Raw genomic sequence first — 19,374 nt, 5'->3', positions numbered from 1 at the left:
CGCCCTTGGTCCCGGACAGCTCGGGACGTGGTCCTGGGCACCGCCGGCACGTGGCCCCGGGCCGCCTAAGGGCTTGGTCCCGGACCCCGCCGGCACGTGGCCCCGGACACCCTCAGCACGTGGCCCCGGGCAGCTCGGGAAGCACGTCGCGGCGCCCGGGACCGGAGTACGGGCACGGGCAGGGGCTCAGCCCGAGACGCTCACGCGGCCGTTCTCGATGTGCCCCATCAGCCGGCGCCGGAAGCCCTCGTCACCCGCGGCCGTGATCTCCAGGTCGTACCAGCCGTGCGCGCCATGGGCCCGGTGCTCGACGGTGCGGGCACGCCCCGGGCGGACGGTGATCTCGCGCGGCCGCTCCCCGCCGTACGCGAGCGAGCGCACGGCGAAGGTCAGCGGCGCCTTGCCGTCGTTGCGCAGCGCGATGCGCAGGCTCCGCCCCTGCCCGTCGACCGACGAGGTCACCCCGGCCGCGCCCTGCGCACGCCCGGCGAACTCCCGGCGGAAACCGTTCGGCCCGGTGACCGTGAAGTCATACGCGTCCCCGGCCAGCGGCACCTCCCACAGCGCCCGGTCCTCGACGTCGGTGTGCTGGGGCGCGGCGAACTCACCCGCGTACGGATAAAGGGCGAGCGGCACGCTGGAGCGCCCGCCGTTCTCGACCCGGAGCCGGAAGACGTCTCCGCGTACGGCCCCGTACGCGTCCGGCTGGTACGGCAGGGCGCGGGCCGGGCGGCGGCCGGGTTCCTGTTCGGGCATCTTCTGGTCGAGCGGCGGCTGCGGGCGCCAGCGCCCGGTGAACGGCGGGATGGTGCCGGGCTGCTCCACCTCGGGCTGACGGCGGCCGCGCCTGAAGTCGAAGGCGCCGGTGAGATCGCCCGTGACGCGGCGGCGCCAGGTGCCGATGTTGGGCTCGCGGATGCCGGTCCACTTCTCCAGGAAGCGGATCACGGAGGTGTGGTCGAAGACCTCGGAGGAGACGTAGCCGCCCACCGACCACGGCGAGACCACCAGCATCGGCACCCGGATCCCGAGCCCGGTCGGAAGTCCCTGCCAGCGCTCCTCGGGGTCGTCGGCGGGCGGCACGGGCGGCGGTACGTGGTCGAAGAAGCCGTCGTTCTCGTCGTAGTTGATGAGCACGACGGTGTGCCGCCAGACCTCGGGATGCGAGGCCAGCGCGTCGAGGACCTTGTACACGAGGGTCGCGCTGTGGATCGGCGAGGAGGTCCCGGGGTGCTCGGAGTCGATCGCGGAGGGCACGAGGTAGGAGACCTCGGGCAGGTCACCGGCGGCGACGTCCTTGGCGAACTCGGCCGCCAGCTGACCGGTGGGCACCCGGCGCAGCGCCCGCTCGAACAGCGAACGCTCCTCAGCCGTAAGGGTCTTGACGCCTTCCTCCAGCGCGCCCAGGAGCCGGGTGCGCTCGGCCTCGTCCGCCGTGTCCCGCACCTTGGCGTAGAACGCCTCCATGTACGTGAACCCGGTCCCCGTAAGGACCTTGCGCGCGATCGCCTTGAAGGTGGTGAAGAACTCGATCTGGTTGTCGGTGAAGTTCTCCCACTCGGTGTACGTCTTCCAGGTGCGCCCCGCCTCCTCCAGGCGCTCCGGGTACGTGGTCCAGTCGTATCCGGGGTGGGTGCCCTCCGCGTAGGCGCCGTTGCCCACCGCACGGCTGCCGTTCGCCTCGTACCCCGTCTTGCCGCTCCACAGGTGGTTGCGGTTGGGGCTGGTCGAGGTGTGGATCGACGAGTGGTACGCGTCGCAGATCGTGAAGGTGTCCGCGAGCTCGTAGTGCAGCGGTATGTCCTCGCGCGTGTAGTACGCCATCGTGGCAGCCGACTTGGCGCTGATCCAGTTGTCCATCCAGCCGCCGCGCCAGGCCTTGCCGCCGCCCGCCCAGTCGTGGTTCAGGTCGCCGATGTACTGCAGGTCCTTCTGCTGCGCCGCGGCCGCGTCCCGTACGGGGAAGGGCAGCACGGTGCGCAGCAGGTCCGGCTGCTCGAACACGCTCTTGCCGGTGGGCAGTCGGATCGCGTTGCGGTCACCGAAGCCGCGTACGCCGCGCAAGGAGCCGAAGTAGTGGTCGAAGGACCGGTTCTCCTGCATCAGGATCACCACGTGCTTGACCGCCTTGAGCCCACCGGGCGGCGGCTCGTGCGCCAGGGCCTGCGTGAGCGAGGGCGGCAGCAGGGAGCCGGCCGCGGCCGCACCCAGCGCACCGCCGCCGAGGGCGAGCAGGCGTCTGCGGGAGAGCTCGGGGTGCGTGGGCTCGGAGGACGAGGACGCGGAGGACGTGGGCTCGGAGGACGTGGGCTCGGTGGGCGTGGACGAGGACAAGGCGGCTGACCTCCTGGTCGGGGCTGGGGCTCATCACCGGGGCCACAGTGGCTCCGACCGGGGACGTTAGGGCGGTTCGGTGGCGAGGAGAAGTCACCGGCGCGACTTGACAGTGAACGCCCGAGTCGGCGCCGTCGACTGCGGCATCGACGGCCGCGTTGTCAGAGGCGGATGGCAACCTCGTACGCATGGAACGCACCGGACCCGCCGCCGCCTTCACCACCCTCCTCGGACCTCCGCCCGCCCCCGCTCCCGCCGTGGACTGGGCCGGCTCGAAGTTCCGCTGCCCGCCGACTACAAGGCGCTGGTGTCGGCGTACGGGCCGGTGGAGATCGGCGGTCCGCAGGGCGTACGGGTGCGGCTGCACACGCCGTGCTTGAGCGCGGACGGGCGCTATGAGTACGGGAGTTGGCTGGTCGAGACGCACCGGCACTCGGCGATACGGCCGCTCATGTTCACGCGTGAGCAGCGGGTGTTTCTGCCGACGGAGGGCGGGCTGCTCGCGTTCGCGGAGACCTCGTCCGGTGATCATCTCTTCTGGGACACGTCGGTGTCGAAGGATCCGGACGAGTGGCCGGTGGTCCTGCTGACCACGCGCGTGGCCGCGCACGTGGACGAGCCTTGGGTCGACTATGAAGTGCCGCTTCTGGAGCTGCTGTCGGCTGCGATACGGGGCGGGGTGCCGAACCCCGGCGAGCCGGGCGGGCAGCTCGGGCCGCTGGAGCGCCAGGTGCGGGTGTTCGCCCCCTTGGCGGGCGCCGGACCCTGGAAGCCACCGGCGCGGGGCGCGCATGTCGACGCGGGTCAGCATGCGGCTCTCACGCGAGGGGAGGGCCTGGACGCCGTGCTCGCTCTCGTCCCTCCGCCGCTCACCCCGCATGTGGGCGAGGGGACTTGGGAGCAGGTCTTCCAGCGGATCGGCACACGGCTGCCGAGCGACTTCATGGCGCTCACCGAGCGGTACGGCAGGGGCGGCTGGTCCGGGTGGCTGGACATGCCCGCGCCTTTGGACACCGAAAGCCGTTGGGGGCTGGCCGGGGAAATCATCTGGGCGCGCGAGGCCTATCGCGAACTGCGCGACGCCCACCCGCAGTTCCATGCGCTCCCGGCCTGGCCCGAGCCCGGTGGCTTCCTGCCGTGCGCCTCGACCATCGACGGCGACTGGATCGGCTGGTGCACCGAAGGCGAGCCGGACGAATGGCGGGTCGCCGTGCACCCTCGGCACTCGGAGCCGGGAGAGCCCCTGCCCGGGAACTTCACACGGACGCTGCTGCACTGGCTGCGCGGGGACCGGCCGGGCAGTGCGGGCTTTCCCGCCCTGCCTGCGGGAACGGATCCGCTGGATGTCGTCTTCTTCGCGCCCTACCCGCAAGGGCCGGAGGATCCCGCGTGACCCCAGCCGTCCATGACCCCGTACGCAGGAAACCGTCCGTGACAGTACGCAGGCCGAGGAGGTAACCCCGTCCGCAGACCTGAGGAGATAGCCCCGTACGGAGACCCGAGGAGATAGCCCCGTACGCAGAAAAGCGACGGCGCCCCGGGCCTGAACCCGGAGCGCCGCCCCTTCACAACGAACCGAGGTGTCAGCCCTCGACGCCCAGCTTCTCCAGGATCAGTTCCTTGACGCGGGCCGCGTCGGCCTGACCGCGGGTCGCCTTCATGACGGCACCCACGAGCGCACCGGCGGCAGCGACCTTGCCGGACTGGATCTTGGCGACGATACCGGCGTTGGCGGCGATGGCCTCGTCCACGGCGGCGGAGAGCGCACCCTCGTCGGAGACCACCTTCAGACCGCGCTTCTCGACAACCTCGTCCGGGGTGCCCTCGCCCTTCAGGACGCCCTCGATGACCTGGCGGGCCAGCTTGTCGTTGAGGTCGCCGGCGGCAACAAGCTCGCAGACCCGGGCGACCTGCGCCGGGGTGATGTCGAGCTCTTCGAGGGACTTGCCCGTCTCGTTGGCGTTACGGGCCAGCTCGCCCATCCACCACTTGCGGGCCTGGTCGGACGGGGCACCCGCCTCGATCGTGGCCACGATCGGGTCGACCGCGCCCGCGTTGAGGATCGACTGCATGTCGTGCTCGCTGACGCCCCACTCCTCGCGGAGCCGGTTGCGGCGCACGCGCGGCATCTCGGGGAGACCGGCACGCAGTTCCTCGACCCACTCGCGCGCGGGGGCCACCGGCACCAGGTCCGGCTCGGGGAAGTAGCGGTAGTCCTCGGCGTTGTCCTTGATACGGCCGGAGGTCGTGGAGCCGTCTTCCTCGTGGAAGTGGCGGGTCTCCTGGACGATCGTGCCGCCGTCCTTGAGGACGGCCGCGTGCCGCTGGATCTCGAAGCGCGCCGCGCGCTCCACGGAACGGAGCGAGTTGACGTTCTTCGTCTCCGAGCGCGTGCCGAACTCCTCGCGCCCGTGCGGCCGCAGCGACAGGTTCACGTCGCAGCGCATCTGGCCCTTGTCCATCCGGGCCTCGGAGACACCGAGCGCCTTGATGACCTCGCGCAGCTCGGCCACGTACGCCTTCGCCACCTCGGGAGCACGCTCGCCCGCACCCTCGATCGGCTTGGTGACGATCTCGATGAGCGGGATGCCGGCGCGGTTGTAGTCCAGGAGCGAGTGCGAGGCGCCGTGGATACGGCCCGTCGCGCCACCGACGTGCGTGGACTTGCCGGTGTCCTCCTCCATGTGGGCGCGCTCGATCTCCACACGGAAGACCTCGCCGTCCTCCAGCTGCACGTCGAGGTAGCCGTTGAAGGCGATGGGCTCGTCGTACTGGGAGGTCTGGAAGTTCTTCGGCATGTCCGGATAGAAGTAGTTCTTCCGGGCGAAGCGGCACCATTCGGCGATCTCGCAGTGCAGCGCGAGGCCGATCTTGATGGCCGACTCGACGCCGATCTCGTTCACGACCGGCAGCGCGCCGGGCAGACCGAGACAGGTCGGGCAGGTCTGGCTGTTGGCGTCCTGCTTCAGCTCCGTGGAGCAGCCGCAGAACATCTTGGTCTTGGTGCCGAGTTCGACATGGACCTCAAGGCCCATGACCGGGTCGTACGACGCCAATGCGTCCTCGTACGACAGAAGTTCGGTGGTCACGGTGAAACTTTCCCTCTCAGCCCAGCAGGACGTCGTCGTCGCCGAGGCGCTTGAGCTCACGCAGGAGCAGCGCGACGCCGGTGACGATGGCGGCGGCGGACACCGCGGCGTCGACCAGGCGGAGCGTGTCGTGCTCCGTCTTGGCCTTCTTCGCCTGCTTGATGACGCTCAGCGCGCCGAAGGCGGTGGTCCCGATCGACAGATACGTACCGGTCTTGGACTTCTTGAAGCCCTTGGCCTTGGTCACAGCACTCACAGCGACGGTGCCTCCTCGAGCAGCGGGTGGCCCCACTTTTCCACGAACGCGGCCTCGACGGCAGCGCCCACCTTGTACAGGCGCTCGTCCTTCATGGCGGGGGCGATGATCTGCAGTCCGACCGGAAGGCCGTCCTCGGGCGCCAGGCCGCAGGGCAGCGACATGGCGGCGTTGCCGGCCAGGTTGGTCGGGATGGTGCACAGGTCCGCGAGGTACATCGCCATCGGGTCGTCGGCGCGCTCGCCGATCGGGAAGGCCGTCGTCGGGGTCGTCGGGGAGACGATGACGTCGACCTGCTCGAAGGCGGCCTCGAACTCGCGGGTGATGAGGGTGCGGACCTTCTGGGCACTGCCGTAGTACGCGTCGTAGTAGCCGGAGCTCAGCGCGTAAGTGCCCAGGATGATGCGGCGCTTGACCTCGTCGCCGAAGCCGGCCTCGCGGGTCAGCGCGGTGACGTCCTCGGCGGACTTCGTGCCGTCGTCGCCGACGCGCAGTCCGTAGCGCATCGCGTCGAACCGGGCGAGGTTCGAGGAGCACTCGGAGGGCGCGATCAGGTAGTACGCCGACAGGGCCAGGTCGAAGGTCGGGCAGTCAAGCTCGACGATCTCGGCGCCGAGCTCCTTGAGCAGCTCGACCGACTCGTCGAAGCGCTGCACGACACCGGCCTGGTAGCCCTCGCCGCGGAACTGCTTGACGACACCGACGCGCATGCCCTGCACCGAGCCGTTGCGCGCGGCCTCGACGACCGGCGGGACCGGGGCGTCGATGGAGGTGGAGTCGAGCGGGTCGTGCCCGGCGATCACCTCGTGCAGCAGCGCGGCGTCCAGGACCGTACGGGCGCAGGGGCCGCCCTGGTCGAGGCTGGAGCTGAAGGCGACCATGCCGTAGCGCGAGACGCCGCCGTACGTCGGCTTCACGCCGACCGTGCCGGTGACGGCGGCGGGCTGGCGGATCGATCCGCCGGTGTCCGTACCGATGGCGAGCGGTGCCTGGTACGCGGCGAGCGCGGCGGAGGAGCCGCCACCGGAGCCGCCCGGGATACGGGTGAGGTCCCAGGGGTTGCCGGTCGGGCCGTACGCGCTGTTCTCCGTCGAGGACCCCATGGCGAACTCGTCCATGTTGGTCTTGCCGAGGATGACCACGTCGGCGGCCTTGAGGCGCTTGGTGAGCGTGGCGTCGTACGGCGGGATCCAGCCCTCGAGGATCTTGGAGCCGACCGTGGTCGGGATGCCCTCGGTGGTGAAGATGTCCTTGAGCGCGAGCGGGACACCGGCGAGGGGGCCGAGCTTCTCGCCCGCCTCCCGCTTGGCGTCCACGGCGCGGGCCTGCGCGAGGGCGCCCTCGCGGTCGACGTACAGGAAGGCGTGCACCTTCTCGTCGACGGCCTCGATCCGGGCCAGGTGGGCCTCGGTGACCTCTACTGCGGTGAGCTCGCCGTCCTTGATCTTCTGTGCGATCTCGGCGGCGGTGAGCTTGATGATGTCCGTCATGGTGGTGTTAGTCCTCCCCCAGGATCTGCGGCACCTTGAAACGCTGCTGCTCCTGGGCCGGGGCGCCGGAGAGCGCCTGCTCGGGGGTGAGCGACGGACGGACCTCGTCCGCACGCATGACGTTCGTCAGCGGCAGCGGGTGGGAGGTCGGCGGTACGTCTTGGTCGGCGACCTCGCTGACGCGGGCGACCGCGCCGATGATGTCGTCGAGCTGGCCGGCGAAGTGATCAAGCTCTTCGGCCTTCAGCTCCAGACGCGCCAGCCGTGCGAGGTGGGCGACCTCCTCGCGCGTGATGCCAGGCATGCGGATCCTCACGGGGTGCGTGTTCTGTGTCTCTGCGTTTGGCCCAATCCTATGGGTCCGCACCCGGTACCCGGTAAACGGTTTGGTTCACCACTCAGCCCCTGCGGCGCTTGAGCAGATCCGAACGAAGTTCGGATGCGGGGGCCCGGGGGCGCAGCCCTCGGTTTCGGGAAGGGGCGGGTAGGGGAGAAAGGCCCGCCGCAGGCGCAACCACCCGAGCCACCGCGCGGCCGCAGGGAGACCTACGGCACGACCGACCCGTCCACCTCATCCGCCGACTCCGCGGCAGCCGCAAGCTCCGCCGGCCGCTGCCACCCGCGCGACCCCCGCGCAAGGAGCCATGCCGTCGTCTCCTCCGCCGGCATCGCCGCGGCGACCAGCCAGCCCTGGACCGCGTCGCAGCCCAGATCGCGCAGGCGCTCCCAGGTCTCGTCGTCCTCGACGCCCTCGGCGACCACGACCAGGTTGAGCGAGTGGGCGAGGTCGACGGTGCAGCGGACGATCTCCGCGTCCTCCGGGTCGATCGCGAGGCGGGCGACGAACGAGCGGTCGATCTTGAGCTCGCTCACCGGGAGCCGGCGCAGGTGGACCAGGGAGGAGTAGCCGGTGCCGAAGTCGTCGAGCGACATCTTCACGCCGTGGCCGGTGAGTCCGGCCAGGGTGTCGGCCGCGCGCTGCGGGTCCTCGAGGAGGACGTGCTCGGTGATCTCCAGCTGGAGGGCGCCGGCGGGCACTCCATGGCGGGCCAGGCGCGCGGCCACCGAACCGGCGAAGCCGGGGGTGTGGACGTCGCGCGGGGAGACGTTCACCGCGACGGGCACCTTGAGGCCCTGCGCGTGCCAGATCGCCACCTGAGCGAGAGCCGTGTCCAGGACGTACTCGGTGAGGTGCGGCATGAGCCCCGAGGACTCGGCGATCGCGATGAACTCGTCCGGCGGCACCTTGCCGCGCTCGGGATGCACCCACCGTACGAGCGCTTCGAGGCCCGCGACCTGACCGTCGAAACGGACCTTGGGCTGGTAGTGCAGTTCTACGTCCCCGGCGTCGAGGGCGCGGCGCAGATCGCCCAACAGGCCGAGGCGGTCGGGGGTGTTGGAGTCCCGCTTCGACTCGTAGACCTCGACGCCGGTGCGGTCCACCTTGGCCTGGTACATCGCCACGTCCGCGCGGCGCAGGAGGCCTTCTGCGTCGAGTGCGTGGTCCGGGTAGACGGCGAGGCCCGCGCTCGCTTCGAGGACGAGGGTGAGGCCGTCGAGGTCGAGGGGCGAGGAGAGTTCGGCCACCAGGACGCGTGCGATGCGCTTGGCCGTGGTGGTCGAGTCGCAGGTGGGCAGGAGGACGGCGAACTCGTCGCCGCCGAGCCGGGCGGCCTCCGCACCCTTGGGCAGGGCGAGTTGGAGGCGGTCGGCGATCTGCAGCAGCAGCCGGTCACCGGCGAGATGGCCGAGCGTGTCATTCACCGAGCGGAAGCGGTCGAGGTCGATCAGGACGAGGGCGGAACGCGCACCGATTCGTTCGGCGTCGTCCAGTGCCGCCCAGGTGCGCTCCAACAGCCACTGCCGGTTGGGCAGTCCGGTCAGCGGATCGCGCAACTGCTCCTCGGCCCGCGCCCGGGCGATCCACAGCGTCGAGTCCAGCGCCACGAGCGGGATCGCGAACAGCGGAAGAAGGACGGGCATCGCGACGGCGACCACACAGATGAGGGGCGCGATCCCGAGCAGCGCCACCCCTACGAGACCCTGCCGGATCATGGCGGTACGGGCGACGGTGGGCAACCCGGCGGAGTGCGGGGCGTGCACGTACCAGAGCAGCAGCCGGGTCACGAGCAGATACGCGCCCGCCACGAGCGCGACCTCGGGAAACGCCCACAGGTCCCAGTCCTCGGGCGTCCAGGGCCGCTCGACCGTCGGCACCTCGCCGAAGGCGGCCATGACCAGCGCGCCCGCGCCGATGCCGAGTACGTCGACCGCACCGTGCAGCAGACCCTGGCGCCAGCGGCGCCTGCGGGCCGCGCCGACCAGGACGATCACGGTGAGGCTGACCATCCCGGCCGGGACCCAGCCGTAAAGCAGCAGGACGGCAAGGGTGAGGGCGGCGCCCGAACCGGTGCCGCCCCACCACCGCTCACGTCCGAGCGCGACCAGATGGCCGACGATCACGCCGACGAGTACGGCGAGTGACCAGCCGACCGTGGAGCCCGGAAAGAGCGCGTGGTCCCCGGTCAGTGCGCTGTACACCCCCGCGCCGAGCACGACCGCGGCGACGGCCACCACGGCGGTGGGCAGCGCGGGCGTCCACAGCCCGGGCAGCCGGGACACCGGATCGGCGCTCTCGGTCGGTTTCATTCCCGTCCCTCTCACAGCCGGCGGTGCCCACGCCACGCGGCTCCTGCTTTTGAAGTCACCGCGTCCGAAACCAATTCCCGCACTCCTGTTGAGCAGGGGATGCCCCATCCGCAACTGGACACGGCAGGCGCACACCTCAACAGTAGGCCGCAGAAGGCTTCCACGGGCAGCCGTCGAGCACGGTTGCCCGAATGCGACCCGGCCACCCGTATGCATCTGGTATGCGCCGAACGGGTGGCCTTCAACCGCTACTCGGGTACCGGAAGTGCAACTTCCTGTGCGGCCTCCGGGCCCTGTCCGAGCAGGACCTCGAAGCCTTCCTCGTTCAGAACCGGCACCTTGAGCTGCATGGCCTTGTCGTACTTCGAACCAGGGTTGTCACCGACCACGACAAAGGACGTCTTCTTCGAAACCGAACCGGTCACCTTCGCGCCACGGGTCTGCAGCGCTTCTTTTGCGCCATCACGCGTGTGGTGCTGCAGCGTGCCGGTGACGACGACGGTGAGTCCTTCGAGCGGGCGCGGCCCCTCGTCCTGGCCGCCTTCCTCCTCCATACGGACCCCGGCCGCGCGCCACTTGCGCAGAATCTCGCGGTGCCAGTCCTCGGCGAACCACTCCTTGAGCGCGGCGGCGATCGTCGGCCCGACACCGTCCGTGTTCGCCAGCTCCTCCTCACCGGCCTGCTCGATCCGCTCGAGGGAGCGGAACTCGCGGGCGAGCGCCTGGGCGGCGACCGGTCCTACATGACGGATCGAGAGTCCGTTGATGATCCGCGCGAGGGGGCTCTCCTTGGCCTTCGCGATGTTCTCCAGAAGCGCGACCGCGTTCTTCTTCGGCTCGCCCTTCTGGTTGGCGAAGACCGTGACGATCTTCTCCTCGCCCGTCTTCGGGTCGCGCTTGGGCAACCCGCTGTCCTTGTCGAGGACATACGCCTTGATGGGCAGCAGATCCTCGATGGTCAGGTCGAACAGATCGCCCTCGTCCACCAGCGGCGGGGTCGACGGCTCGAGCGGGCCGGTGAGCGCGGCGGCGGCCACCCCGCCGAAGTGCTCGATGTCCAGGCACTCGCGCCCTGCCAGATAGGTGACGCGCTCCCTCAACTGGGCCGGACACGTCCGCGCGTTGGGGCAGCGCAGATCGATATCGCCTTCCTTCATCGGCCGCAGGGCCGTGCCGCACTCCGGGCACTCGGCGGGCATCACGAACTCCCGCTCGCTGCCGTCGCGCAGATCGACGACCGGGCCGAGGATCTCCGGGATGACATCGCCGGCCTTGCGCAGCACCACCGTGTCACCGATCAGGACGCCCTTGGCCTTGACGACCTCCTGGTTGTGCAGGGTGGCGAACTCGACCTCGGAACCGGCCACTTGGATGGGCGCGACCTGCGCGTACGGGGTCACGCGGCCGGTGCGTCCGACGCCGACGAGGATGTCGACCAGCTTGGTGTTGACCTCCTCCGGCGGGTACTTCCACGCGATCGCCCAGCGCGGCGCGCGCGCCGTCGAACCGAGCCGTCCCTGCAGGGGGATCTCGTCCAGCTTGACGACCACTCCGTCGATCTCGTGCTCGACGGAGTGCCGGTGCTCTCCGAAGTACGCGATGAACTCCCGTACCCCTTCGAGGTCTTCCACGACCTTGTTGTGCTGAGCGGTGGGCAGGCCCCACTCCTTGAGCAGGTCATAGGCCTGGGAGAGGCGGGTGATCTCCAGCCCCTCGCGGGCGCCGATGCCGTGCACGACCATGTGCAGCGGGAGGGTGGCCGTGACCTTCGGGTCCTTCTGACGCAGGGAACCGGCGGCGGAGTTACGGGGGTTGGCGTACGGCTCCTGGCCCGCGGCGACGCGCTTGGCATTGAGCTCCTCGAACTTCTCCATCGGGAAGTAGACCTCGCCGCGGATCTCCACCAGATCCGGGATGCGCTTGCCCTCGAGGCGGTCCGGGATGTCGGCGATCGTGCGCACGTTGGGCGTGATGTCCTCGCCCTCGCGGCCATTGCCCCGGGTGGCCGCGCGGGTCAGCCGGCCCTTCTCGTACGTCAGGTTGACCGCGAGGCCGTCGACCTTGAGCTCGCACAGGAAGTGGTAGTCGGTGGTGCCGACGTCGTTCGCCACGCGGTTCGCCCAGGCGGCGAGTTCGGCCTCGTCGAAGGCGTTGTCCAGGGAGAGCATCCGCTCGCGATGCGTGACCGTGGCGAAGTCCGTCTGATAGTCGCCTGCGACCTTCTGGGTCGGTGACTCGGGCGTCCTGAGCTCCGGATACTCGTCCTCCAGGGCCTCCAGCGAGCGCAGCAACTTGTCGAAGTCGGCGTCGCTGATGACCGGCTGGTCCTTCACGTAGTACCGGAAGCGGTGCTCCTCGATCTGCTCCGCGATCTGCGCATGCTGCTCACGCGCCTCGCTGGGCACCGATGACGTACCGCCTGCCTGGTCCGTGCCGACCATCGTGTGTCCTCCCGCGTCCTTGAAAAACCAAGTGCCCGTTGGTGCTGTCTTCATCGCCTGTCGTCACTCAGGGTTGTCCGCGAGCGAGCGCGCCGCCGCGACGCAGTGGGCGAGCGCCTTGCGGGCATACGAGGGCGAGGCCCCCGCGAGTCCGCATGACGGCGTGACCACGACCGATTCCGCGAGCGATCCCGGATTCAGGCCGAGCCTGCGCCACAGCGTCCTGACACCCATGACGTTACTGGCAGGGTCCGACAATGCGGTGTCGGTGGACGGCACGACTCCCGCGAAGAGTTTCAGGCCCGCCTCCACGCCTTCGCCGATCGGCTCCTCGTCACGTTCCGTGAGGAGCGAGGCATCGAAGGAGACACCGGCCACGCCCGCACGGCGCAGGAGCGCGAACGGGACGTCAGGCGCGCAGGTGTGGACGATCGCGGGTCCCCCGTGCGCCTCGATCAGGCCGCGCAGGGTGGACTCCACCAGCTGGCGGTCGACGGCGCGATGGGTGCGGTAGCCGCTGGCGGACTTGATCTGTCCGCGCAGGACGGCGGTGAGCGAGGGCTCGTCGAGCTGGAGCACGATCTCGGCGCCGGGGATACGGCGGCGTACGTCGGCGACGTGCTGTTTGAGGCCCTCCTGGAGCGACCCCGCGAGATCACGTACGGCGCCCGGGTCGGAGAGCGCGGCCTCGCCGCCCCGGAGTTCGACGGCGGCCGCGAGCGTCCAGGGCCCGACGGCCTGGATCTTCACCGGGCCCTCGTACCCCTGCGTGAACTCCTCCAGGGCGTCGAGGTCCTCGCCGAGCCAGGACCAGGCGCGGCGGGTGTCGCGGCCGGGGCGGTCGCCGAAGCGCCAGCCGCTGGGCTCCACGCGCGCGTACATCTCGACGAGCAGCCCGAGGGTGCGGCCGATCATGTCCGCGCCCGGGCCGCGGGCGGGGAGCTCGGGCAGGAAGGGGAAACTCTCGAGGGTCCCGGCGGCGGTCTTCGCGGCTTCACGGGCGTCGGTGCCGGGCATCGAGCCGACGCCGGTGGCGGGGCCCCAGGGGGTGGTGCGGTCTTCGGTCACCAGGCGAGGGTACGAAACAGCGGGCCGGAGCGGGCGGCCCGGTGCGCCGGACGCGGGGCGGACGCGGGGCGGACGCGGGGTGCGCCGCCGCGGTCGCGTTCCGGGCCGCCCGCCCCGGACCTCGTACGAACGCCTCAGCGACCGGGACGTACCGAAAGATCCGTGATCTCCGCGTCCCGCGGCAGATCGATCGCCGTGATGATCGCCGTCGCCACCGACTCCGGGTCGATCCAGCGGGCCGGGTCGTACTCGCTGCCTTCCTGCTGGTGGACCTTGGCCTGCATCGGGCTGGTGGTGCGGCCCGGGTAGACCGTGGTGACGCGCAGGCCGTTGGGCTTCTCCTCGTGGCGCAGCGAGTCCGCGAGGGCCTTGAGGCCGTGCTTCGACGCGGCGTACGCGGACCAGTTGGCGTGGGCGTTGAGGCCCGCGCCCGAGTTCACGAAGAGCACATGGCCCTGGGTGACCCGCAGTTGGGGCAGGAAGTGGCGGGTGAGCTCGGCCGGTGCGATGAGGTTGACCTCGAGCTGGGAGCGCCAGATCTTCGTCGTGAGGTCGCCCACGGGCCCGAGGTCGACGACGCCCGCGATATGCAGCAGCGTGTCCACGCGGTCGGGCAGCGACTGGTGCGAGAAGGCCCAGGAGAGCCGGTCCGGTTCGGCGAGGTCGCCGACGAGGGTCTGCGCGCCCGGGTAGCGGTCGGCGAGCTCCTTGGCGCGGCCGGCGTTGCGGGCGAGCAGCACGAGGTCGTCGCCGCGGGCGTGCAGGCGGGCGGCGACGGCGGCGCCGATGCCGGAACCCGCTCCGGTGATCACATGGGTAGCCATGCGCCCATGCTGCCAGGCCTGCGGGAATGGCCCGCTCGCACTCCGGCATCCGGACACGCCGCGCGCACCTGCCGACGTACGGTTGACGCATGAACATCTGCGTCTTCCTCTCCGCCGCCGACCTGGACGAGCGCTACACCCGCCCCGCTCGCGAGTTCGCCGAACTCCTCGGCAAGGGCGGGCACACCCTGGTGTGGGGCGGATCCGACGTCGGTCTCATGAAGGTGGTCGCCGACGGTGTGCAGCAGGCGGGCGGCCGGCTCCTCGGCGTCTCGGTCGACTTCCTCGCCGCGAAGGCGCGGCCGGTGGCCGGCCCGGACGAGATGGTCGTCACGCGCGACCTGGCCGAGCGCAAGGCGCAGCTCCTCGAGCAGGCCGACGCCGTGGTGATCATGGTCGGCGGTACGGGCACGCTCGACGAGGCCACCGAGATCCTCGAGCTGAAGAAGCACGGAAAGACCACCAAGCCCGTCGTCCTGCTCAACACCGCCGGTTTCTATGACGGGTTGAAGGAGCAGTTCCGCCGCATGGAGGACGAGGGCTTCCTGCCCGTCCCCCTCACGGACCTGGTGTTCTTCGCCGAGGAGCCGGTGGGCGCGCTGGCGTATCTGGAGGAGTCCCGTGGCGTCGCCTAGGGCTTGATCACCGGCAGACGCTAGGAAGCGTCGGCCTTCACCCGAACGTCCGCCTTCGCCCGGACGTCCGCCTTCAACCGGACGTCCGCGGCCACCTCCGCGTGCGTGATGCGGATCTTCGACTGCCCGTGCGGCCTGGACTCCCAGTCCTCCATGAACGTCGCCGCAAGCCCGTGCTTCGCCGCGAGCTCGACCAGCGTCCCGGTGCGGTAGTAGAAGTCCTCGTGCAGGACTTGGTGCTCCTTGCCCTCCGTACGGTCGAAGGTGAAGTCGAAGAAGCCGCCGGGCTTCAGGACGCGCCCGACGTGCGCGAAGCACTCCTCGATGACATGCAGCGGCGAGTGCGAGAAGACGCTGTGGGCGTGCACGACGTCGAAGTGGGCGTCGGGCAGGAAGTCGAAGGTCAGGTTGTCGGCCACGGTGAGGTACGGCAGCTTCGGCTGCAACCCGTAGCGCACCAGGGTGTGCTTGGCGGCGATCAGGATGTCGGGCGAGATGTCGATGCCGTAGTAGTGGCCGGGCTCCAGGTGGTCGATGAAGAGCCGTCCCGCCCGCAGATTGCCGCAGCCGATCTCCAGCATCCGGTGCCCGGGCGCGAGGCCGTGCTCCACCAGATAGTCGAACTGCATCTGCCCGATCCACGTCCACCGCTTGACGGAAGGCCCGCCGCCGACCGCGGCCTCCGCGCTGCGTGCGGCATCGGAGGCCATGACAGCCCGGTAGTAACCGACGTGGTCGCCGCGGAACTTGACGCGCAGCACCGCGTCACGCGCCGACCGGCGCACATAGGCGGGCACGCGCCCGGGATGCCGCAGGGCGTAACGCACCTTGTGCAGCAGGGCCTTGCGGTTTCTGGACAGTCGACTGGATCCCATGAGCGCCTCCATAGCGTTACGTCACCGAGTGATTGCGGTGCGTGATTCTGGCATGGTTTCCGGCGGGAAGAACGCGGGCGTCAACTGCGCTGTACCCCATGGCCGAAGCAGCGATCCGGAGGGCAGAGAAGTGACCGCAGGACACACGATCACCGTCGAACAGGGCACCCGGCACGTGCGCGTCGTCCACGACGGGCAGGTCGTCGCCGAGAGCAGCCGCCCGCTCGTGCTGCGCGAGACCGGCTGTCCCGTGCGCTACTACCTGCCGCCCGCGGACGTCCGCACCGAGCTTCTGGAGCCGTCCGAGACCCACACGTACTGCCCGTTCAAGGGCACCGCCTCGTACTGGTCGCTGCCGGGCGGCCCGGACGCCGTCTGGGCCTACCCCGACCCCAAGCCGGAGGTCGCCGAGATCAGGGATCATCTCTGCTTCTACGCGACCGAGGAAGTTTCCACGGGCTGAAGTCGCAGGCCAGGGGCGGTGGTTGCCCCCGGGGCCGGGATTTCTGAAGATTTTTTCGGCTGCGGCGATGAGTTCCGATGACGACCGGGGTCTGCACCTTCATGGACACCCTCGGAAAAGTTCTGTCCCGCGACGGAACCCCCATCGCCTACGAACGGTTCGGCTCGGACGGCCCGGTCGTGATCCTCGTCGGCGGTGCTTTGTGCATCGGCTGCACGGAGGACGAACCGCTCGCCCGGCGGCTCGCGGCACTGGGCTGCACGGCGGTCACCTACGACCGCAGAGGCCGTGGCCACAGCGGTGACACGCTTCCGTACGCCGTCGCCAGAGAGGTCGACGACCTCGCCGCGCTGATCGAGGAGCTGGGCGGGCGCGCGGCGCTGCACGGCAACTCATCGGGCGCCGTGCTCGCCTTCGAGGCAGCGGCGAGCGGGCTCCCGGTGACCCATGTGTCGGGCTACGAACCGCCGTTGACGCTCGACGAGATCGGTGTCGCGGACCGGCAGGAGCAGGCGGGCCGGCTGCGCGCCCTGCTCGCCGACGGCCGGCGGGACGCCGCCGTCGAGCACTTCATCTCGGGCACCGGGGCGCCGCCGGAGCTCATCGAGCAGCTCAGGCGCTCACCCCTGTGGGCCGAGTGGGAGGCGCTCGCGCCGACGATCGCGTACGACTATGCGGTGCTCGGCGACAGCCTGGTGCCCGTCGACCGGATCTCGCAGATCGATGTCCCGCTGCTCGTGGTGAACGGTTCGGCCAGCTTCGAGTGGATGGGCGGTTCGGCCGCCCTGGTCGCCCGCTCGGCGCGCGCGGGCCGGCATCTGACCCTGGAGGGGCAGACGCACATGGTGGATCCGGATGTGCTGGCGCCGGTGCTTGCGGGGTTCTATGCGAACGCCTAGGGAGTCATACGTGAACTCCTAGGCGTACGGCACCAGTTGCTCAGACCGCGGCCGCCGCACGCGTGGTGGCCGCGATCGTCGCCGAACCGACCACGCGCGTGCCGTCGTAGAGGACGACCGCCTGGCCCGGCGCCACGCCGCGTACGGGCTCGTCGAACGTGACCCGCAGCTCGCCGTCCACGAGCTCGGCCGTCACCGGCGTCTCGTCGCCGTGCGCGCGCAGCTGGGCGGTGTAGCGGCCCTCGCCCTCGGGTGCGGTGCCGCACCAGCGGGGCTTGATCGCAGTCAGCGCGGTGACGTCGAGGGCGTCCACGGGACCGACCGTCACCGTGTTGTTGACCGGCGAGATGTCGAGCACATAGCGCGGCTTCCCGTCCGGCGCCGGGGTGCCGATCCGCAGCCCCTTGCGCTGGCCGATCGTGAAGCCGTACGCGCCCTCGTGGGTGCCGAGCTTCTCGCCCGCCTCGTCGACGATGTCGCCCTCGGCCTTGCCGAGGCGGCCGGCCAGGAAGCCCTGGGTGTCGCCGTCGGCGATGAAGCAGATGTCGTGGCTGTCGGGCTTCTTGGCGACCGCGAGCCCGCGGCGCTCGGCCTCGGCCCGGATCTCGTCCTTGGTGGTGACGGTGTCACCGAGCGGGAAGAGCGCGTGCGCCAGCTGCTTGTCGTCCAGGACACCGAGCACGTACGACTGGTCCTTGGCCATGTCCGAGGCGCGGTGCAGTTCGCGCGTGCCGTCCTCGTTGGTGATCACCTGCGCGTAGTGGCCGGTGGCCACGGCGTCGAAGCCGAGCGCGAGCGCCTTGTCGAGCAGCGCGGCGAACTTGATCTTCTCGTTGCAGCGCAGACACGGGTTGGGGGTGCGCCCCGCCTCGTACTCGGCGATGAAGTCCTCGACGACGTCCTCGCGGAAGCGCTCGGCGAGATCCCATACGTAGAAGGGGATGCCGATCACGTCGGCCGCGCGGCGGGCGTCGCGGGAGTCCTCGATGGTGCAGCAGCCGCGGGCGCCCGTACGGAAGGACTGCGGGTTCGCCGAAAGCGCCAGGTGGACCCCGGTCACATCGTGGCCCGCCTCGGCGGCGCGGGCGGCGGCGACGGCGGAGTCGACACCGCCGGACATGGCGGCGAGGACACGGAGGCGGCGGGGCTCGGCAGGAGTCTCAGTCATAACCCCTCAAGAGTAAGCCGGAACCAATAGGTGCTCTCCACCCGTTTGTGTGTACGGAGATCAATGCACAACGGGGGTGGCCGTGGGTGAGGACCGAGCCGAGGGCGTCAAGCGCCGAGGCCTGCTGGTCGGCGTGGGCGCGACCGTCGCCGCGGGCATCACGGCGATCGCGTTCCGTGAGGAGCTCGGGCGGCTGTGGTGGCAGATTCCCGGTGTCGACAAACAGCGCACCGAGGGCGAGGTCGACCAGCCCGGGGCCCGCTGGGTGGCGGCCTCGGCGGCGAATCTGCGGATCGCGGACCGGCCGGCCGACTATGAGATCGACAAGGTCGTCATCCATGTCACCCAGGGCAGCTATGCCTCGGCGATCAAGGTCTTCCGTGATCCGGCGCACGCGGCGGCCACGCACTATGTGATCCGCGCGCGGGACGGCGAGATCACACAGATGGCCCGGGAGCTTGATGTCGCCTTCCACGCGGGCAACCGCTCGTACAACGAGAGCAGTGTCGGGATCGAGCACGAGGGCTTCGTCGACCGGCCGTCGTCCTTCACCAAGGTGATGTACGAGTCCTCGGCCCGGCTGACCGCGGACATCTGCGCCCGCTACGAGATCCCCATCGACCGCGAGCACATCATCGGGCACAACGAAGTGCCGGGGGCCACGCACACGGACCCGGGGCCGCACTGGGACTGGGACCGGTACATGGAGCTGGTGCGCCGGGCGGCGAACCGGCCCAAGGCGACGACGGCCGCGGAGCGGTAGGACCCGGACGACGGCGCGGCCGCCGAGCGGGAGGTCCTAGCTGAGCCCAGCCGCCCGCGCCCGCTCCACCGCCGGGCCGATGGCCTTCGCCACCTCGTCGACATCGGCGCGGGTCGAGGTGTGGCCGAGCGAGAAGCGCAGGGTGCCGCGGGCCAGGTCCGGGTCGGTGCCGGTGGCGAGCAGGACGTGGCTGGGCTGGGCGATACCGGCCGTGCAGGCCGAACCGGTCGAGCAGGCGATGCCCTGGGCGTCCAGGAGCAGCAGCAGGGAGTCGCCCTCGCAGCCGGGGAAGGTGAAGTGGGCGTTGGCCGGCAGACGGTCGACCGGGTCGCCGCCGAGGATCGCGTCCGGGACGGCCGCGCGTACGGCGTCGACGAGAGCGTCGCGCAGACCGCCGATCTCCTCGGCGAAGCGCTCGCG

The 19,374-nt window shown here is 70.4% G+C and carries 17 protein-coding genes; 5 read left to right on the top strand and 12 right to left on the bottom strand.

All coding sequences use genetic code 11. From position 1 onward, the window contains the following. Positions 1-186 precede the first annotated feature (186 nt). Positions 187-2,235 carry a phosphocholine-specific phospholipase C gene (locus tag ABT367_RS30930; protein WP_352256578.1) on the bottom strand — a complete coding sequence of 683 codons (2,049 nt, stop codon included), beginning with the start codon at positions 2,233-2,235 and terminating at the stop codon, positions 187-189. 406 nt (positions 2,236-2,641) lie between these two features. On the opposite strand from ABT367_RS30930, the gene ABT367_RS30925 reads away from it, so the two are divergent. Then, on the top strand, positions 2,642-3,727 hold the full coding sequence (locus ABT367_RS30925) for an SMI1/KNR4 family protein (protein WP_352256572.1): 1,086 nt from the start codon (positions 2,642-2,644) through the stop codon (positions 3,725-3,727). Between the two features lie 190 nt (positions 3,728-3,917). Here the strand turns inward: ABT367_RS30925 and gatB are convergent, their stop codons facing one another. From gatB to ABT367_RS30885, 8 genes are all read right to left on the bottom strand, one after another. Then, positions 3,918-5,423 (bottom strand): Asp-tRNA(Asn)/Glu-tRNA(Gln) amidotransferase subunit GatB, encoded by a 1,506-nt coding sequence (gene gatB, locus ABT367_RS30920; RefSeq protein ID WP_352256571.1) that lies wholly within the window; start codon positions 5,421-5,423, stop codon positions 3,918-3,920. A gap of 16 nt (positions 5,424-5,439) precedes the next feature. Further along, complete coding sequence (locus ABT367_RS30915) at positions 5,440-5,679, bottom strand: hypothetical protein (RefSeq protein ID WP_352256570.1); 240 nt, start codon at positions 5,677-5,679, stop codon at positions 5,440-5,442. After that, positions 5,676-7,169, bottom strand: a complete 1,494-nt coding sequence (gatA, locus tag ABT367_RS30910) for an Asp-tRNA(Asn)/Glu-tRNA(Gln) amidotransferase subunit GatA (RefSeq protein WP_352256569.1) — start codon at positions 7,167-7,169, stop codon at positions 5,676-5,678. Before gatA ends, ABT367_RS30915 begins: the two co-directional genes overlap by 4 nt. A 7-nt stretch (positions 7,170-7,176) precedes the next feature. Further along, positions 7,177-7,473 carry an Asp-tRNA(Asn)/Glu-tRNA(Gln) amidotransferase subunit GatC gene (gene gatC, locus ABT367_RS30905; RefSeq protein WP_010984178.1) on the bottom strand — a complete coding sequence of 99 codons (297 nt, stop codon included), beginning with the start codon at positions 7,471-7,473 and terminating at the stop codon, positions 7,177-7,179. Between the two features lie 242 nt (positions 7,474-7,715). Continuing rightward, positions 7,716-9,926 carry a putative bifunctional diguanylate cyclase/phosphodiesterase gene (locus ABT367_RS30900; protein WP_434975576.1) on the bottom strand — a complete coding sequence of 737 codons (2,211 nt, stop codon included), beginning with the start codon at positions 9,924-9,926 and terminating at the stop codon, positions 7,716-7,718. A gap of 140 nt (positions 9,927-10,066) precedes the next feature. Then, positions 10,067-12,259 carry an NAD-dependent DNA ligase LigA gene (gene ligA / locus ABT367_RS30895; RefSeq protein WP_352256567.1) on the bottom strand — a complete coding sequence of 731 codons (2,193 nt, stop codon included), beginning with the start codon at positions 12,257-12,259 and terminating at the stop codon, positions 10,067-10,069. A 63-nt stretch (positions 12,260-12,322) separates the two neighbouring features. Continuing rightward, complete coding sequence (locus tag ABT367_RS30890) at positions 12,323-13,327, bottom strand: methionine synthase (protein ID WP_352256566.1); 1,005 nt, start codon at positions 13,325-13,327, stop codon at positions 12,323-12,325. 134 nt (positions 13,328-13,461) lie between these two features. Then, on the bottom strand, positions 13,462-14,151 hold the full coding sequence (locus ABT367_RS30885) for an SDR family oxidoreductase (protein WP_352256565.1): 690 nt from the start codon (positions 14,149-14,151) through the stop codon (positions 13,462-13,464). A gap of 89 nt (positions 14,152-14,240) precedes the next feature. Between ABT367_RS30885 and ABT367_RS30880 the strand changes: the two genes are divergently transcribed. Then, positions 14,241-14,786 carry a TIGR00730 family Rossman fold protein gene (locus ABT367_RS30880; RefSeq protein WP_352256564.1) on the top strand — a complete coding sequence of 182 codons (546 nt, stop codon included), beginning with the start codon at positions 14,241-14,243 and terminating at the stop codon, positions 14,784-14,786. 20 nt (positions 14,787-14,806) lie between these two features. Here the strand turns inward: ABT367_RS30880 and ABT367_RS30875 are convergent, their stop codons facing one another. Then, on the bottom strand, positions 14,807-15,661 hold the full coding sequence (locus tag ABT367_RS30875) for a class I SAM-dependent methyltransferase (protein ID WP_352256563.1): 855 nt from the start codon (positions 15,659-15,661) through the stop codon (positions 14,807-14,809). 130 nt (positions 15,662-15,791) lie between these two features. On the opposite strand from ABT367_RS30875, the gene ABT367_RS30870 reads away from it, so the two are divergent. Both ABT367_RS30870 and ABT367_RS30865 read left to right on the top strand, forming a co-directional pair. Next, complete coding sequence (locus ABT367_RS30870) at positions 15,792-16,124, top strand: DUF427 domain-containing protein (protein ID WP_352256562.1); 333 nt, start codon at positions 15,792-15,794, stop codon at positions 16,122-16,124. 77 nt (positions 16,125-16,201) lie between these two features. Then, positions 16,202-17,023, top strand: a complete 822-nt coding sequence (locus ABT367_RS30865; RefSeq protein WP_352256561.1) for an alpha/beta fold hydrolase — start codon at positions 16,202-16,204, stop codon at positions 17,021-17,023. Positions 17,024-17,063: 40 nt separating this feature from the next. On the opposite strand, the gene mnmA is transcribed toward ABT367_RS30865, so the two are convergent. After that, positions 17,064-18,191, bottom strand: coding sequence for a tRNA 2-thiouridine(34) synthase MnmA (mnmA, locus tag ABT367_RS30860; protein WP_352256560.1), 1,128 nt, complete (start codon positions 18,189-18,191; stop codon positions 17,064-17,066). Between the two features lie 76 nt (positions 18,192-18,267). Here mnmA and ABT367_RS30855 point away from each other — a divergent pair, with 76 nt between their 5' ends. Then, complete coding sequence (locus ABT367_RS30855) at positions 18,268-18,954, top strand: N-acetylmuramoyl-L-alanine amidase (protein ID WP_434975575.1); 687 nt, start codon at positions 18,268-18,270, stop codon at positions 18,952-18,954. A gap of 36 nt (positions 18,955-18,990) precedes the next feature. On the opposite strand, the gene ABT367_RS30850 is transcribed toward ABT367_RS30855, so the two are convergent. Next, positions 18,991-19,374: aminotransferase class V-fold PLP-dependent enzyme (locus ABT367_RS30850; protein WP_352256558.1), on the bottom strand; the 384-nt coding region annotated here is incomplete at its 5' end.

It is taken from the genome of Streptomyces mesophilus, assembly GCF_040300965.1.
GTDB classification, from domain to species: domain Bacteria; phylum Actinomycetota; class Actinomycetes; order Streptomycetales; family Streptomycetaceae; genus Streptomyces; species Streptomyces mesophilus_A.
The sequence above is the reverse complement of the archived record's forward strand: the minus strand, read 5'-3'. Positions and strand labels throughout refer to the sequence as shown.